The sequence below is a fragment of the Halobacillus halophilus genome (assembly GCF_020171985.1).
In the GTDB taxonomy this organism is placed as follows: Bacteria; Bacillota; Bacilli; order Bacillales; family Halobacillaceae; genus Halobacillus; species Halobacillus halophilus_A.
The window spans coordinates 109,011-124,763 of record NZ_JAIVAL010000014.1; the positions used below are offsets into that span (position 1 = coordinate 109,011).

Below are 15,753 nucleotides of genomic sequence, written 5' to 3' on the forward strand. Positions count from 1 at the left end.
CAATGAATGCTGGTACTTTTTCAGTACAAATAAATTCACCTTCACAGTGCTGTACTTTAATCTTCTACTGTCCCATGCAGCAGGGAGTAATATTCTACTTTATCATTCGATGTAGAAAAACCATGCTTTCCATTGTCATAGGCGATTAATACATAACCTAACTCACTCTCAAGCTCCATGATGCTTCTTTTTTGTTGTTCCGTTAGTGCAGCGATCTCCCAGTCCATATGTTCACTTCCTTATCTGTGACTTTATTTTCATAAGGAATAACTTTTATTCCTCTTTATGACCCGTTATTTCGGTTTCCTCCGGCAGTTTCTTGGAAGCGCCTGGTATCTCCCTCGATTCGAAATTGATTACATCTGAGGAATATACCGAAACACTCATCTGCCCTCCATACACATTGGCACGGAGAAGGATTGGCTGATTATATATATTTTTAAACGTGAAGTCCGGTCCGTACCAGCTGACCGTGGCATCCCGGCCTTCAGGTACATAAGGAACTCGTTTACTGTGGGAATAACGCTGCCCTATCTGTACCCCAGCATTATCTACTGCGTTAAAAATCGTCGAGGAAACCTGACAGATTCCTCCGCCAATTCCTTCCGACACTTCACCTCTCACAATAACCGGGGCTGGCATGTATCCTTTTTCCTTTGTTCGTTTTCCAACCACTTCATTGAAAGAGAATGTTTCCCCCGGGAACACGACAGTACTGTCGATACTCTCAGCAGCCAGCCGAATATTATGGGTGCGTTCTTTGTTATTGGAATTGAAATACGTATCATAATGACCAATTTTCTGCGCACGAAGTCTGGCAAGGACCTCACTATCTACTTTCGGGTGAACGGTATTCAAAGGAACTTCAATTTCTTGTCCATTCTGTCTGTACAAGGAATGAAACATGCTTTTAGAAAAGGTTTGTTTATCGAGTTTATAACCCGTTTTTTCAGCTACGATTTCTCCAGACTCCCCTATTTTTGCATTTACCGGCTCTTTTTTAACGCTCTCCCCCACACGTTTCAAAATTTCCTGCACCTTCGTATGATCTGTAAAAGGCTGAAGAATAGGATCCATGAGAATGTCTGCCGGATGTATGGTAAGTATTTCTTCCCCTTCATGCGTAATTGCCAGTTGCTCATTTTGACTAAATGGAGAAATAAGCAATAAAAAAATAAACATGTTCGCTAATTTCATAAACGAAACCTCCCACCTCTAGTTTGAGTAGAGGATAGGATTTCATGTAGAAAATCTTTTGCTAAGAAGTAAATTTCAAATGCTCATTTGTTCATTTTTACTTGTTCTTAGAAGGAAAGCTCTTCCTTCGGAACCAAAAAAGGAATTACACTCTATTGAGTACAATTCCTTTCCAGTAATGGCTTTTAGTTAAAGTGCTGTCCCCATTGATCTTACGAATAAGCTCCCTTTTCTGTAAGCTTCAGTAGGAAAAGAAGTTATTTACCCACCAGCCCTTCTTCACGTACCGTGACGGATCCGAATTATCTCGAAACTGAGTCTTCAACTCGGGGCTTTTGGGTTAAATACACCCTGAAAATCAATAACAAAGTTGAACATGGTCTTTATTTCATTCCGTTTATATTTACAGCTTCTCCTGTTTTGGCAGACTCATAAAGAGCCTGAATAATTCGCTGGATTCGTACTCCTTCTGATGGTGTACTCAATGGTTGTTTGTCATGAAGAATACATTCTATAAAATCATGAATGAGGTATTCGTTTGCATCTCGTTTTTCTACATAAGCGGGGGTTGTATCAACCAGAGTGTCGTATTTTTCCTGAAATATTTTCAGTGGAAAAAGATCAGCTCCGCCCTCGTCACCTATAACGGATACTTTTTTACTGCTCAGCTCTTCTACGTTCGCGGCAAAAGTAGATTCAAATATAAGAGAAGACCCGTTTTCAAACGTAATCATCCCTCTTGCCATATCTTCTACCGAAAAGTTTTCACAATCCCATTCCCCCATTAAACCTACACCCGGACGCTGACCAATCTTTTGATAAGTAGCTCCTAAAACCGTTTTCGGCTTTGGATATCCCATTAAATATAAGGCTGTATCCAGCATATGAACACCATTATCGATAAGTGTTCCTCCGCCCTGAAGTTCTTTATTCGTAAATACGCCCCAGCCAGGGATCCCCCTTCTCCGGTTATAGTGGGTTTGGGCTGCATAAATCTCACCTAATTCATGTCCATCGATGTATTTCTTTAACGTCTCTACCTCAGGTTGAAAACGGAAATGAAAACCATAGGTTAAAAATTTCCCTGCCTTTTCTGCTTCTAACTGCATCTTCTCTGCTTCCTCCACCATCATGGCGGGAGGTTTTTCACAGAGTACGTGACACCCGGCCTGCAGGGCTGCAATCGCTTGTGAGGAATGGAATTTATTTGGGGTACAAATGCTCACTGCATCAAGTTCCTGTTCGTCAAGCATTTGTTGTTCATCTTCATATGCATAAGGGATAGAAAACTCTTCTGCACATTCAACGGCTTTGTCTCGATTATGGTTAGCCACAGCTACGACTTGAACGTCCTGTCCATAGCTCTGGTAACTCGGGATATGGGCACTTCTGGCAATTCCGCCCGCTCCAATAATTCCAATTCGAATAGGTTGTGACATTGAATACCTCCTATTAGGATGCTTGTTATTTCTGATAGTAACCTTTTACCAGTTCGTCCATCACACGATTAGTACGTAGAGCGGTCTCCCCCGTACTTGGTGAACTTCCTTTACCAGTCAGTTCATCGACGATCTCCTGAATGAGATGCTGCTGAATATGTTTAGGACGTTCGATAATAAATTGTTTAGTATCTGATTCTTTAATAAGAGTAACCGGTTTTTCATCAAAAGAAGAAAAAGTAATTTCCCCTTTGGAGCCCACGATTCGATTAATATCTTCATGTTTGTAAGAAGAAAAATTCCAAACTCCATTTCCGATTACGCCGCTCTCAAAAAGGAAGGTACCGCTCACAATATCCTCTGCCGGATAGGCTTTCGCCTGGTTTGACGCGATGCCTTTTGCGTCAGTTATTGGACCGAGTAAATAATCAACCAAATCCAATGTGTGAGAGGCTACATCATAAAACAAACCTCCTCCGCTTACTTCAGGCTGAACCCTCCAGGGCAGGTTATTATTTTCATCTTTTTCAACTAGTTTTTGGGTCTGTTGAATGGAAACAAAACGGACGTCCCCTATTTCGTTTTTGTCGAGAAGTTCTTTCACTTTTAAAAATCGTGGAAGAGATCGTCTGTAAAAGGCTACATACAACGGTACTTGCCGTTGGCTACAAGCTTCTACCATTTCCTTGCATTCCTCTACATTCAAAGCCATTGGTTTTTCAACATAGACTGGCTTGCCTGCTTCAGCTGCCTTCAGAGTGTACTCTTTATGGGAGGCAGGGGGCGTCGCAATATAAATAGCATCCACATCAGGGTCATTGATTAAATCGTCAGCTTGGTTATACCATTTCGGTACCCCGTGACGTTCAGCATAGTCTTTTGCTAAGTCTCCATTTCGTCTCATCACCGCTTCCAATGAACTGTTATCTGCTAAATCAAAAGCAGGGCCGCTTTTTACTTCCGTTACATCGCCGCATCCGATAATTCCCCATCTTACTTTTTCCATTCTTAGCCTCCTCTTCTTGAGCATATAGTATATCTTTTTCACCCAATTTCTCTTTATAAAACAAATTTTTAGGTTATTCAAGAAATTCCCTGAAAAACAATAGGATAAGGTTTATACTCAATATCCGAAATAACGAACAGGAAGCTCTTCATGATGAAACATATGTAAAGAAAATAAGCAGAAGGAACAAGAAAAGAGCAAGCCCTGCCAAAGGACTTGCTCTCTTTTGTAAAACTTCATATTAATATTGACTTAGAATAGCATGGAAGATTCATGCTCCATCATACGATTAACCACGTGACACCGCCTTCTTAGCTGATACTGCCGCGAAGGTAATCGTAATGGTGCAGGCGATTACGATGGCAATGACGCCCTGCATCAAATCCCAGAAAATCCACCCATCAATCAAGACCGTCCGCATACTTTCAAAGATATAGGTGGTCGGGTTAATGGTCGCCGCTACTTTCAGCCACTGGGCTTCAATTAACTCGTAAGGGACAAAGGTTGTGCTTAAGAAGATAAGCGGAAAAAAGATAAAAGTTCCTGCCTGAGCGGCCTGCGCATTTTTTGTACGGAGTGCAACTCCTGCAGAATAGCCTGCGAATGCAAGTCCCCATCCAATTGCGATTAACAATACAAACAGAATTCCTCCAAAGCCTGTTTCGACCTCCAAACCAAGCAGAAATGCAATTCCAATGATCAATAAGGTTTGGATAAATAACTGAAGCATCCCCGCAATGATAGGACCGAGGACAATAGCAAGTCTCGAAGCAGGAGTAAGCAATAATCTGGAGAAAAATCCGTTCTCAATGTCTTTTACGATTCCCTGTCCGGCTCCCCCAGCGCCTCCAATTGCAGCGGATACTATAGAAACCGGAAGGATAAAGGCGAGATAGTTCGCACCCTCAAACATGGGAAGCTGGGATATTCCGCTTAATCCTCCTTCATATACTAATAGAAAGAAAGCGGAAATCATTAAGTTTGGAATAAAGGAAAAAGGGTTTCTAAGCGTTGTCTTAATACTTCGGAGTGTGATCAGCCATGTATCTTTCCATACGCTATTCCCCATGAACTTCTCCCTCCTTTTCAGCCTGTTCACTTGTTATTTTCAAGAATATGTCATCCAGCGTAGGTGATGATAAATTAACAGTGGCCACTTCAATATTCTCTTGGTCTAATAGCCTCACGAGTTCTAATAATTGCTTCGTGCCATCTTCCACGTAGACGGTCAACTTACCATTTTGCAGGATCACATCGCTTGGATCCATGTGCTCCTTTAGAATTCGTTCTGCTTTTTCTTCCTCTTCCTTGGATGAAAAAGTTAAAGCGATTAGATCATTGCCGATTTGCGCCTTAAGTTCTCTCGGTGTCCCAGTAGCGACAATTTCACCGTCATTAATGATACTGATTCGGTGGGCGAGTGAATCGGCTTCTTCCAAATATTGAGTCGTTAGAAAAATCGTGGTTCCATTTTCTTCATTTAAACGGCGAAGCTCTTTCCAAATAGCCATTCGATTGGATGGATCGAGACCTGTGGTCGGCTCATCTAAAAATAGTATCTTAGGCTCGTTCACAAGCGTAAGAGCTAAATCGAGCCTTCTTCTCATCCCTCCCGAGTAGTTGCCGATTCGGCGCTCGGCTGAGTCCGTAAGCTGCACGATCTTAAGCAATTCTTCCGCTCTTTTCTTAGCCTCAGTTTTTGAAAAACCAAAGATATTGGCTTGAAGCTCGATCAGCTCACGACCGGTAAGATCCGGGTCGACTCCTGTTTCCTGCAGAGCAACCCCTATATATCTTCTGACTTTCTCCGGTTCTCGAATTACATCATGCCCGGCTACGGTTGCCTTGCCGCCTGTTGCGTTAATTAAGGTAGTCAGAATTTGTACCGTTGTGGATTTGCCAGCCCCGTTTGGGCCCAGAAACGCAAAAAATTCTCCGTCTTCCACAGTAAACGATACATCCTTTACCGCCTGAACATCTCCCTTTTTAAAAGTCTTAGATAAATGTTCGACTTCAATCTTTCCATTCACGACTATCACTCCCTTTAAAATTTTCGGCACTAGTGTCAAAAAAAGCTTACCTTAAAGATAACGAAAATCCGCAATAATTTCACCCCCTTAGCATTCCCTGTGACACATTGAATATTTTTTACATAGAATTAATAATCCTTCCGTTTAACCGCCATATGAACTGGGAATTATTAAGTTCGTGTAAAAAACAAGGAATCCATCAATACTAGACATGATTCCCTGTTGCTACAGGGTTTTGAGGGTGATACGATTAGTAAAATCACAAATTATCTGAAAATAAATTCAAGGAGGTGAGCCGATGAATTTGGAAATGCTCCAAACTTATACGTGGATGGCTCCGAGCTTAACCATCATTTTACTGGTGACTTTAATAGGGTCATTTTACAGCTTTAAACACCAAAAATTCAGTTTGATGATCGCAACCGGTATGGTTCAAACCGTCCTGAGTCCGCTTTTACCTGCGATGGCAGGGGCCGTCGTACTGGGACTCGGAATTTTACAATTTTATATGGGCGTAGTGAACTCACGCAGTTCTAAGAAAAGCCAAAGTTGAAAGATGAGTATCCTATAGATACATCATCTTTTTTTGTTTTTGGAAAGTTTTTTCTGCACACACATGTTTGAACCCCCACTATTTCATCCACTCCTACAATCACGTCTTAAACAATACGGCACTGTGTTTAACAGCCTCTTGTGAATAGTGATAAAACAACGGTCACATACAAGCATTGAATTCAATCATTATTCAAAACCGAAAGAATCGTGTTACCTTATATTTATGCAAATCCAACTTACAACTATTTTCAGGAGGCACAAATATGAACCAGACTATTGAAACGATATTAAACCATCGTTCGATCCGTAAATTTAAAGACATTCCATTAACAGACGAGCAATTAGACACGATGCTTTCAGCTGCTCAGCAGGCGTCAACTTCCAGCTATATGATGGCTTATAGTATCATCGGAGTAACAGATCCTGAAAAAAAAGAAAAGCTCGCTGAAATTACGGGGCAGAAATACGTAAAAGATAATGGACATCTTTTTATTTACTGCGCAGATCTTCACAGACCGGCTATGATGGCATCGGATGAGGAATATGAACAGATGCTTGCTAATCTTGAAAACAGTGAGCATTTTCTAGTATCTTCTGTAGACGCTGCATTAGCTGCTCAAAATGCAGCCATTGCTGCAGAATCGATGGATCTCGGAATCTGCTATATCGGCAGTATTCGGAATAACTTAAGCCAGGTGGATGAACTGCTTTCCCTGCCGAAGCATGTGATTCCCCTTTTCGGTATGGTGACAGGCGTACCGGATCACCAGCCAGAGCGTAAACCTCGCCTGCCGCAAAAAGGTATTTATTTTGAAAATGAATATAAAGACTCTACCCAGGCTGTGGAAACATTTGATGCGCAGATTAAAGAATATTATCAATCCAGATCCAGCAATAACCGCATTGATTCCTGGACGGATCAGATGCTTCGTCGCTTTACTACACCTATGAGGATGGACGTCACCGATCTTGTACAGAAGAAAGGCTTCAATAAACGATAATCGTTATAATGGAAAACGGAGTGTGATCAACATGTTGAAAGACCTGGCTTCCAAGCTCAAGAAAGCAGATTCTATTGTCATTTTGACAGGAGCCGGGGTGTCTACAGCAAGCGGCATCCCTGACTTCCGTTCCAGTGAAGGACTGTGGTCGGAGGATGAAAGCCGAGAGTATTATATGTCGAGCGATTATTTCTACCACGATCCAGTCGATTTCTGGAACAAATACAAAACCATTTTTCAAATGAAACTGTTAAAGGACTATGCACCGAACCCTGTCCATCAATTTATTAAAGAACTTGAATCAGATAAGCAGAAGGTAACGGTTATTACTCAAAACGTCGATGGTCTGCACCTCGCGGCAGACAGCACCCATGTAATCGAGTATCATGGGACCTTGAACCAGGCAAGCTGTCCAGCATGCGGAGAGTCCTATTCCCTTGATTATGTAATGAGTACCGAAACACCTCGCTGCCAGAACTGCGGCACCGTCTTAAAACCGGATGTTTTATTATTCGGAGATATGATTACAGCTCATGACGAGGCGGAACAGGCTCTCCAAAAGGCAGACTTCCTGCTTGTGATGGGAACGTCTCTGATGGTTACCCCTTTCAATCTTCTGCCTCATTATGCGAAGCAGGAAGTTGGAATGGAAGCAGCCTTAATTAATAGGGAGCCCACTGTTAAGGACCGGTTGTTTGATTATGTCGTGCATGACGATTTATCGGCATCTGTTGAAAAATTAAGAGAATATCTCTCCTCTAATTTTTAAAATGAAGGCCAGCTCCTATCTCCAAGGTGCTGGCCTTTCTCATGTCATTCTTTAACCGCGTCATCATAAGCAGGAAAATCAAAAGGGATGTGCTTTTTCGACCCGTTGAATTTCCTGCTTATGACGCGAGTTTCTGGGCGATGCAGCTAGCCGAAATCGGCCCTCGCAGGACCTTTAAACTAACCCCATATCTCGAAACGGAGTCTTACAGTAATCGGCCCTATGGTGTAATAAGTATTATATAGAATATTTACTAACTATTTATTAAAAACTCACCAGTCCCTGGACGACTGGTGAGTTTTGCTGAAGCTATGCTTTTGTAATACCTAATCTTTGAATCAACGGTTTCAGGGTCAAGCCCTGAACGATTAAGGAAAACAAGACGACTGAGAACGTAAATAGAAGTACTTCTTCCCTTCCATCAAAATCCTGCGGCAGGCTCAGGGCCAGTGCAATGGACAAGCTTCCACGCAGTCCTCCCCAATTTAATAGGATTCTTTCTTTAGCACTAAGATCTTTAACCCATCCTGTACTAATATACAAAGCAATCGTTCTTCCTACAAGCACAATGAGGATCGCTGAGATAATCACCATCCATTGCCCCGAGAAATCAATATTGCGAATTTCGATGCCCACCATTAAGAAAATCAATGAGTTGGCAAGCAGCGTGATCACGTCCCAGAAGGTGTTGATGTTTGTTTTGGTCTCTTTAGACATTCCGATTTTCGCTCCGTAATCTCCGAACATAAATCCAGCTACTACTACTGCTATAACACCGGATGTGTGGAAATGCTCCGCAATGAAATAACTCCCGAAAAATAATAGAGCGCTGAAGGCAATTTCAAGCGGGTAATCATCAAAGATACGAATGATTTGGGAAAATATATACCCAAGAATCAAACCGATTAACGCACCGCCTAAAGCGAATTGCAGAAACAGCAGCACACCGCTCCCTAAACCAGCCCATCCCATTTCGATATAAGTGAGCAGGTAAATACTTGCAATCTTAAATAATACGACCGCTATCCCGTCATTAAACAGCGACTCGCCTTCCATCACAGTAGATAACTTCTGGGGTACACCTAATGATTTAAAAATTGATAATACACTAATTGGGTCGGTCGCACTCATTAAGGCAGCAAAGGTAAAAGCCACGGCCAGAGGAAGATCAAGCAGGAAGTAAGCCCCTCCTCCAATCAGCAGCCAGGAAATAAACGTGCCGATAAAAGCAAGTCCGATGACCGGCTTTTTTTGCTGATAGAGGTGATGGAATGGCAGTTTCAATGTGGCATCACCTAATAAGATAGGTAAGAATAAAGAAATGACCGTAGCCTGAAAAACCTCCGATTGAGTTATGTAAAATTCGGCTTCTTCAATGATCGGAAACTCCGTTAAACCTAACACCAGCCCGACTAGAACGAGGGCAATAGAATAAGGCTCCTTTAGTAACTTGGCTATTCCGATTACCGTAACAGAAATAGCAAGTAAAATTAATATTTGAATAAAAGCATCGTGGAATTCGTGCATAGTGGCCCTCCTGATATATTTCTCTATAGTATTGTGTCACAATTTTCCTTTATTTACTATGAACCACTTTGAATCGCGCTAAGGTCTGCTTTAGACCGCTATACTTAGCTTATGATTTTCACAGGAACATGGTGGTTTCCTCTGAGCTCTAACGAATTTTGTGAGTTCATCTATAAATTTCCTACATCCCTATAGTCTAAACCTTTTATTATTACAATCGATCAGCCAATCTTCATAGAGTAATGCCCGGCTCATTACATAAAAAAAGTGCCGAGACACTCTCGGCACTTTCCATCAAACTTACATATTAATAACGGTTACTTTATCACGGACAACAGATTCAAGGCTTTCACGAATACCTTGCACGCCTAGACCGGAGCCCTTTACACCTAAGAATGGGAAATGGTCTGGGCCACGTTCAGTTTTAGCATTGAGCTGAACGGTTCCGACCTCCAGTTTCTGAGCAATCCCAATGGCTTTATCCATGTCTGTAGAGAAGACGCTTGCCTGCAGTCCATAATCGGATTCATTAGCAAGGCGCACGGCCTCTTCACTGTCCGAGACGCGGATAATCGGCAGGACAGGACCAAATGGTTCTTCCCAGGCGATTTTCATATCAGAGGTAACGTGATCGAGCAGGGTAGGATAAACGAGGTTCCCTTCACGCTTGTCCCCTGTAACGACTGTCGCGCCTTTTTCTTTAGCGTCATCTATAAGGCTTTGTACATAATCAGCGCTTTTATCATTAATCAAAGGTGTTACCGTGGCATCATCTTCCGGCATGCCAACTGAAAGCCCTTCGACTTGAGCCGTAATCTTCTTAACCAGATCATCAGCTTTTTCGTTCTGAACAAGGACACGTTTGATCGCTGTGCAACGCTGTCCAGAATAGCTGTAGGCTCCTGCTACGATTTCTTTCGCGGCTTTGTCCAGATCAGCATCTTCAAGAACAATCGCAGGGTCTTTACCGCCTAACTCAAGTACTAACGGTATCATAGAAGATAGATTGGCAATGTGACGCCCGGTTGCTGTACCGCCTGTAAAGGTAATCATGTCTACTTCGGGATGCTGGACAAGGAAATCACCAATAACAGAACCTCTTCCCGTTGCTACTGTAACAAGATTACTTGGCAGACCAGCATCAATGAGAGCCTCGATTAATTTAATTCCGCTGATGGCTCCTTGAGTGGCCGGCTTAAAGATGACACTATTTCCCTGCATTAAGGCCGGCGCAATTTTAGATGCGGAAAGGTTAACAGGATAGTTGAAAGGGCCAATAGCCAGAATCGTGCCTCGAGGTGTTTTCTCTGCGAGACCGATTTTATTAGGGTTCCCGCCCTTAAAACCGTCCCCGCGTTTTACACTGCCGTCTAACCGGAAGGCCTCTTCTACGGTATAGCGGATATATTCAGCGGTACGGGATACTTCTGAAACAGCTGAGCTGCGTTTCTTAGCCACTTCGAGCATAATAGATTCGCCAATTTCTTCTTTGCGCTCTTCAAGAATTTCTGCCCATTTTTTCAGAATTTCTCCGCGTTCCTGAATCGACTTTTCTGCCCAGCTGGATTGAGCCCCTACGGTCTTTTTGATGGACGCCTCAAGCTCTTCCTGAGAAAGAGATGGAACCTGTCCAATCGTTTCTCCATTGTGAGGGGACGAAATCTCAACGCTTTTTCCAGATTCGCTTACATTCCATTCCCCATGAATTAATGTTTTTACGCTTTGTTCTGTTTTAATTGTCATGATTGTACTCCTCCCAATAAATCACAAACGAACCCATCTTCCTGTGAATGAACGTTTGAGTCGTTCTTATTATTACTCCTGGTGTTTCTTTGGAGTGAATATTGTTCTCGTGGTCTTGCTTTTTGCATGCAGCTGGAATCCAAAATACTCAAGTTTCCACACTTAAATATCCTAATATTCTGAATTTTTAGCCTTCATATGGGAACGATTCCAACTACATAGCTATCCTTGTAACTTTTCAACAAGTACGTTTCCCTTTAACTTTTTCAAGTTCACGCTTTAACGTGATCATGTACTCGCTGTTTTTATTACTATAAGAGTTCTGACTTTTTTTATCAAGTGTTCAGACTCCTGATTTCATGGGATTTATCAAGGAAGCGTTTTCATTAAGCGGGGTGAAAAAGAGCGTAGAAAAGCTCAGGCTCTAGGGAAGTATCCCTTTGAACGCCTGAGCTTTTTAAACCAATAATTTTTTTATAATTTTATTGTTTTAATTTAGGGTTTTCTTGTTTAGCCTGCTCTACTCGAGGTTTACGATATCCTCCAGCAATGTCTGCCTGTTTAAATTCTTTTGCATAGGCTACTTCCTGAGCATCTGAAAGTTTAAACCCACTTCCACCGATTGGTTGATACTGTGAATTACGTGCCATTTTGTACTCATCCTTTCTCTAGAAACTGGGTTACATATAGAGGTTACCCTGCTTCAAAAAGGAATAAACATACGTTTTTATAAAGATGCTGAGGAGTGGTCGTCTAAATAAAATTCCATTTATTTACTTCTCTTGAGTCTAAAAGGTCCTCTGTATTTTCACGATAGGTTTTATAATGGGCAGTCTCAATGTGGCTCTGTACAGCATCGCTGTCTTTCCAAACCTCGTATAGGAAAATAGTAGTTGATTCGATGGATTGATGAAGGTCATATTGAATACATCCTTCTTCTTCCCTAGAAGCCTCTTTTACCTTTTCCAGTTCATCAAGCAACCTATCTTTATAACCGTCCTTTGGTTTAAATATGGCTGTGACCGCTAATTTAGCCAAATAAATCTCCTCCTTCCGTTCTTTAACTTTACCACTAGTCTGCTTCTTCTTACACGCATTTGCACTTAGGTTATGTGAGCAAACTATTTCGCTTTTTTCTTGGCGCGTGGTAAAACAATAGGAGTAATACGAAATAATCAACAAACAATAAAATGCAGAACAGGAGGCAGACAATCATGAGCTCGAAACAAGTATTAATGGTCGTAACCAATCACAGAAAAATTACCGAGGACTATGAGACTGGCCTATGGCTGGAAGAATTCGCAGTTCCTTATAATGCCTTTAAGGCGCAAGGCTATGATGTGAAAGTAACCAGTATACAAGGTGGAGAAGTGCCTCTTGACCCAAACAGTATTCCCGAAGAAGAAGTTCCGGAATGGCAAGAGGCTCAGGAAGAACTTAAAAATACCGCTAAGCTCTCTAAAGAGGACGCGGAGGGATTTGACGGAATTTTCCTCCCGGGTGGACATGGAACCATGTTCGATTTTCCTGATAATGATACGCTTCAATATGTGCTGCAGCAGCATGCAGAACAGGATAACATTATCGGTTCGGTCTGCCATGGACCAAGCGGACTGGTCAATGCCACTTATAAAGATCAGACGCCAATCGTTCAGGGTAAAGCGGTCGCTGCGTTTACAGATTCGGAAGAAATTGGAATGGAGCTCGATCTTTTTATGCCTTTCATGCTTGAAACAAAGCTTCGTGACCTAGGAGCCCATTTCTCTAAAGGGGAAGATTGGACTTCTCATGCCGTACGAGATGGTAATTTGATCACTGGCCAAAATCCAATGTCAAGCGAACGCGCCGCTGAATTGATGGTTGGAGCTCTAGAAGAAAAATAAAGCAGTCACAAAGTTTAGCTCTTCTCCTGATCAGGAGAAGAGCTTTTATATCAATACAACGATCTTTTCAACCGAAATCTCTACCGGTTTGAGCATATCTCTCTGGTCTTGTGTGCTACGGGGTTAAAGTCAGCTCCCGCCCTTCATACCCCTCTGTCTTTGTTAGATGATATTCCCCATCCACCCAGTCTTCCAGTTGATCGTGGTACCATTCACTTCTAAAATGACCAGACTGTCCTGGTCCTACCAGGTGATAGGCTTCTTTCATATTCTCAAGGTCCAGTACAAACCGCCAGGAAGCTCCGTGATTAACCAGTCCTTTACTATTAAATCCAGCAGCTCTCACTGTGACCCGGCTGCCGCTCACCGGAAGAGGCTCGCCTGGGTTAAAGAACCGCTCCAACATTTGAATGTTGGACAGAGGATGAGTGAATTCAACAGCATGGCCTGCTCCCCACGTCCAGTCTTCCTGAGCTTCCCCATATTCCTTGGTTAACTCTGTCATGGTCTTTTGATAGGCAGCTGTAACCACCTCGGAAATACCTCCGTTTTTATCTATCCAAACTGAAGATCCGCCATCCTGAACTTTACGCAGTAATTCATCGGTGGTCTGCCCGGCTCCATGGAATAAATCAAGCATTTCTTTCGGAATCGCTTCGTGGTATAACTCTTCCTGAATATTTGCCATCCACGTGTGAAAAATAAGCGGCTGAGCGAGATCTTTCTGGTCCTCATAGTTCCATTCCTGCATGAGTTTAAAAGCTCCTGTTTCGGCTTCAGAAAGAGCTTCCTTGTTTGTAACCTCAAGTAAATAAGGCACAAACTCTTGAGCTTGTAAATTCTTCACGTCCATTTGCATATCCATCACTTTCTCTGAGGTTAACGGTTCCTTTTCTTCCAGCATATCGATAATACGCTGATAGCGATAAGGCTGGGCCCAGTTATGACTGATATGATATGGGTAGTTGTCGTCCGTAATCTTATTATTAGCTGTAGCTACATACCCTTTGTCAGGATTTACGGTTTTCGGCAGCTCCTCAAAAGGAATATACCCCTGCCACAGGTCTTCCTCTTCCCAGCCTCTCATGGGCAGTAAAGCATCGTCTGCATTTTTATAGATAGGAATTCTTCCATTTGCTTTATAAGCAATCGTCCCATCCTCGGAAGCAAAAACAAAATTCTGAGCCGGCGCCAGGAATTTTTCCAGCCCTTTTTCGAACTCGTTCCAGTTTTCCGCTCGATTAATTTCCAGTATAGCTTCCAGTTCAGTGGTAGGGTCCAGAGCTGTCCACCTGAGCGATAAAACAACGTCGTCACCGCTTTGTTCGGCGAACTCACTAATGACCGGTCCATGTCTGGTTTCCACAACTTCATAGTCCAGGGTTTCCTGGTCTTTAACACGAATAGGTTCTTTGATCACCTCAGCCTGCTCCCATTCGTCTTCAAATAGAAACTGGCTGCTATTTTCGGGGTTCCTTTTCTCTAAGTAAAGCTGCTGAACATCAGGACCGACATTGGTTACTCCCCAGGCAATCTGGTTGTTATGTCCTAAAATAATTCCTGGGATACCTGCAAAAATGACTCCGGATACGTTGTAGTCCGGGGCATTTAACTGCATTTGATACCAAATCGACGGAGTAGCGAGACCAAGATGGGGATCATCCGCAAGTATCGGGGCTCCTGATTCGGTCAAATCCCCGCTCACGACCCAGTTATTACTGCCGTTGAATTCATGCGGAATTACGACATCTTTAAAACTGGCCGCTACATCCACTTTTTCAGTTTCATCCAGGACTTTTGGAGCTTCTTCCGGATAAACAGGGAACAATTCCATAGCCTGTTCTTCTGAAAACTCATTGGTAACATAATAATTAAAAGCCTGACGTTCCCAGTGCCCGCCTAAGTCAAAGGCCATGTATTTTCCTATTGTTAACGAATCCACCGGTTTCCACGGATCTGGAGAAAAACCCATTAACGCAAATTCAGGAGGCAGCCGGTTCCCTTCCTCCGCCTCTTCTATATATGCGTTCACACCTTCAGCAAAGGCTTCAAGGCTTTCGACAGCTTCATCGGAATAAGCCGAGAGTGATGCTTCGGCTGCTCTTCTTAACCCAAGTGTTCGAAAATATTTATCCTGTTCGATGGTGGCTTCCCCGACTACTTCACTCAATGTTCCTGAAGCCTGCCTCCTGGCCAGTTCCATTTGAAACAAACGGTCCTGAGCCTGGACGTACCCTTGAGCTATAAATAGATCACGAGTCGAATCTGCCGTAATATGAGGTACTCCCTGTTCATCACGCACCACTTCTACTGCACTGCTGAGCGATTCCAACTGAACTTCTCCACTTACTTCCGGTAAGCTGCGACTTGTGTAAACGCTTACAAAAATAACGACACCTGCGACCATTGCCATTAAAATCATTCCCAGTATAAAAACGACTTTTTTCCATCTTTTTTTTGGCTTTGGTTCTGTATATGTACGTTTGACCGTCTCCATATGATCACTCCCCTTTGCCATTATATCTCAATTGGATACATAAATGAATACAATTAATAGGCCGGACAGGCTCCCGGATGATTAGACAGGGTTAGTACCGGGTACA

15 protein-coding genes are annotated in these 15,753 nt (G+C 42.7%); 4 read left to right on the forward strand and 11 right to left on the reverse strand.

Translation table 11 applies throughout. The annotated features are described in order from the left end of the window. Nucleotides 1-56: 56 nt before the first annotated feature. The 6 genes from LCM11_RS18205 to LCM11_RS18230 form a co-directional block, all read right to left on the reverse strand. Nucleotides 57-227 (reverse strand): hypothetical protein, encoded by a 171-nt coding sequence (locus tag LCM11_RS18205; RefSeq protein ID WP_224895690.1) that lies wholly within the window; start codon nucleotides 225-227, stop codon nucleotides 57-59. A 46-nt stretch (nucleotides 228-273) separates the two neighbouring features. Then, entirely contained in the window at nucleotides 274-1,197 is a 924-nt protein-coding gene (locus LCM11_RS18210; RefSeq protein WP_224895691.1) for a VanW family protein, read from the reverse strand. Between the two features lie 383 nt (nucleotides 1,198-1,580). Then, the gene (locus tag LCM11_RS18215; protein WP_224895692.1) at nucleotides 1,581-2,636 is read right to left on the reverse strand and encodes a Gfo/Idh/MocA family protein; all 1,056 of its coding nucleotides are present in this window, start codon (nucleotides 2,634-2,636) and stop codon (nucleotides 1,581-1,583) included. 25 nt (nucleotides 2,637-2,661) lie between these two features. Then, nucleotides 2,662-3,642 carry a Gfo/Idh/MocA family protein gene (locus LCM11_RS18220; protein ID WP_224895693.1) on the reverse strand — a complete coding sequence of 327 codons (981 nt, stop codon included), beginning with the start codon at nucleotides 3,640-3,642 and terminating at the stop codon, nucleotides 2,662-2,664. Between the two features lie 289 nt (nucleotides 3,643-3,931). Next, nucleotides 3,932-4,711 (reverse strand): ABC transporter permease, encoded by a 780-nt coding sequence (locus LCM11_RS18225; protein ID WP_224895694.1) that lies wholly within the window; start codon nucleotides 4,709-4,711, stop codon nucleotides 3,932-3,934. Next, nucleotides 4,701-5,672: an ATP-binding cassette domain-containing protein gene (locus tag LCM11_RS18230; protein WP_224895695.1), complete on the reverse strand. Its 972-nt coding sequence runs from the start codon at nucleotides 5,670-5,672 to the stop codon at nucleotides 4,701-4,703. The genes LCM11_RS18225 and LCM11_RS18230 overlap by 11 nt, the downstream gene beginning before the upstream one ends. Nucleotides 5,673-5,970: 298 nt before the next feature. Between LCM11_RS18230 and LCM11_RS18235 the strand changes: the two genes are divergently transcribed. From LCM11_RS18235 to LCM11_RS18245, 3 genes are all read left to right on the forward strand, one after another. Then, nucleotides 5,971-6,225, forward strand: coding sequence for a hypothetical protein (locus LCM11_RS18235; RefSeq protein ID WP_224895696.1), 255 nt, complete (start codon nucleotides 5,971-5,973; stop codon nucleotides 6,223-6,225). A gap of 265 nt (nucleotides 6,226-6,490) precedes the next feature. Further along, nucleotides 6,491-7,228 (forward strand): oxygen-insensitive NADPH nitroreductase, encoded by a 738-nt coding sequence (nfsA, locus tag LCM11_RS18240; RefSeq protein WP_224895697.1) that lies wholly within the window; start codon nucleotides 6,491-6,493, stop codon nucleotides 7,226-7,228. Nucleotides 7,229-7,259: 31 nt separating this feature from the next. Continuing rightward, complete coding sequence (locus LCM11_RS18245; RefSeq protein ID WP_224895698.1) at nucleotides 7,260-7,997, forward strand: NAD-dependent protein deacylase; 738 nt, start codon at nucleotides 7,260-7,262, stop codon at nucleotides 7,995-7,997. A 309-nt stretch (nucleotides 7,998-8,306) separates the two neighbouring features. On the opposite strand, the gene LCM11_RS18250 is transcribed toward LCM11_RS18245, so the two are convergent. The 4 genes from LCM11_RS18250 to LCM11_RS18265 all read right to left on the reverse strand — a co-directional run bounded on the left by LCM11_RS18250 (nucleotide 8,307) and on the right by LCM11_RS18265 (nucleotide 12,305). Beyond that, nucleotides 8,307-9,524, reverse strand: coding sequence for a cation:proton antiporter (locus LCM11_RS18250; protein ID WP_224895699.1), 1,218 nt, complete (start codon nucleotides 9,522-9,524; stop codon nucleotides 8,307-8,309). A gap of 300 nt (nucleotides 9,525-9,824) precedes the next feature. Beyond that, nucleotides 9,825-11,261: an NADP-dependent glyceraldehyde-3-phosphate dehydrogenase gene (locus LCM11_RS18255; RefSeq protein WP_412098161.1), complete on the reverse strand. Its 1,437-nt coding sequence runs from the start codon at nucleotides 11,259-11,261 to the stop codon at nucleotides 9,825-9,827. A gap of 488 nt (nucleotides 11,262-11,749) precedes the next feature. Continuing rightward, nucleotides 11,750-11,917 carry a YfhE family protein gene (locus LCM11_RS18260; RefSeq protein ID WP_014642969.1) on the reverse strand — a complete coding sequence of 56 codons (168 nt, stop codon included), beginning with the start codon at nucleotides 11,915-11,917 and terminating at the stop codon, nucleotides 11,750-11,752. A 103-nt stretch (nucleotides 11,918-12,020) separates the two neighbouring features. After that, nucleotides 12,021-12,305 carry a putative quinol monooxygenase gene (locus LCM11_RS18265; protein WP_224895701.1) on the reverse strand — a complete coding sequence of 95 codons (285 nt, stop codon included), beginning with the start codon at nucleotides 12,303-12,305 and terminating at the stop codon, nucleotides 12,021-12,023. 176 nt (nucleotides 12,306-12,481) lie between these two features. On the opposite strand from LCM11_RS18265, the gene LCM11_RS18270 reads away from it, so the two are divergent. Beyond that, on the forward strand, nucleotides 12,482-13,150 hold the full coding sequence (locus tag LCM11_RS18270) for a type 1 glutamine amidotransferase domain-containing protein (RefSeq protein WP_224895702.1): 669 nt from the start codon (nucleotides 12,482-12,484) through the stop codon (nucleotides 13,148-13,150). Between the two features lie 115 nt (nucleotides 13,151-13,265). On the opposite strand, the gene LCM11_RS18275 is transcribed toward LCM11_RS18270, so the two are convergent. Beyond that, complete coding sequence (locus LCM11_RS18275; RefSeq protein ID WP_224895703.1) at nucleotides 13,266-15,647, reverse strand: penicillin acylase family protein; 2,382 nt, start codon at nucleotides 15,645-15,647, stop codon at nucleotides 13,266-13,268. Nucleotides 15,648-15,753 lie beyond the last annotated feature (106 nt).

Bases quoted from the DNA above. Each gene is read 5' to 3' on its own strand.
- LCM11_RS18260 (WP_014642969.1), bottom strand. From the start codon at position 11,917: ATGGCACGTAATTCACAGTATCAACCAATCGGTGGAAGTGGGTTTAAA.
- LCM11_RS18250 (WP_224895699.1), bottom strand. From the start codon at position 9,524: ATGCACGAATTCCACGATGCTTTTATTCAAATATTAATTTTACTTGCT.
- LCM11_RS18220 (WP_224895693.1), bottom strand. From the start codon at position 3,642: ATGGAAAAAGTAAGATGGGGAATTATCGGATGCGGCGATGTAACGGAA.
- nfsA (WP_224895697.1), top strand. From the start codon at position 6,491: ATGAACCAGACTATTGAAACGATATTAAACCATCGTTCGATCCGTAAA.
- LCM11_RS18245 (WP_224895698.1), top strand. From the start codon at position 7,260: ATGTTGAAAGACCTGGCTTCCAAGCTCAAGAAAGCAGATTCTATTGTC.
- LCM11_RS18210 (WP_224895691.1), bottom strand. From the start codon at position 1,197: ATGAAATTAGCGAACATGTTTATTTTTTTATTGCTTATTTCTCCATTT.
- LCM11_RS18205 (WP_224895690.1), bottom strand. From the start codon at position 227: ATGGACTGGGAGATCGCTGCACTAACGGAACAACAAAAAAGAAGCATC.
- LCM11_RS18225 (WP_224895694.1), bottom strand. From the start codon at position 4,711: ATGGGGAATAGCGTATGGAAAGATACATGGCTGATCACACTCCGAAGT.
- LCM11_RS18215 (WP_224895692.1), bottom strand. From the start codon at position 2,636: ATGTCACAACCTATTCGAATTGGAATTATTGGAGCGGGCGGAATTGCC.
- LCM11_RS18275 (WP_224895703.1), bottom strand. From the start codon at position 15,647: ATGGAGACGGTCAAACGTACATATACAGAACCAAAGCCAAAAAAAAGA.
- LCM11_RS18235 (WP_224895696.1), top strand. From the start codon at position 5,971: ATGAATTTGGAAATGCTCCAAACTTATACGTGGATGGCTCCGAGCTTA.
- LCM11_RS18270 (WP_224895702.1), top strand. From the start codon at position 12,482: ATGAGCTCGAAACAAGTATTAATGGTCGTAACCAATCACAGAAAAATT.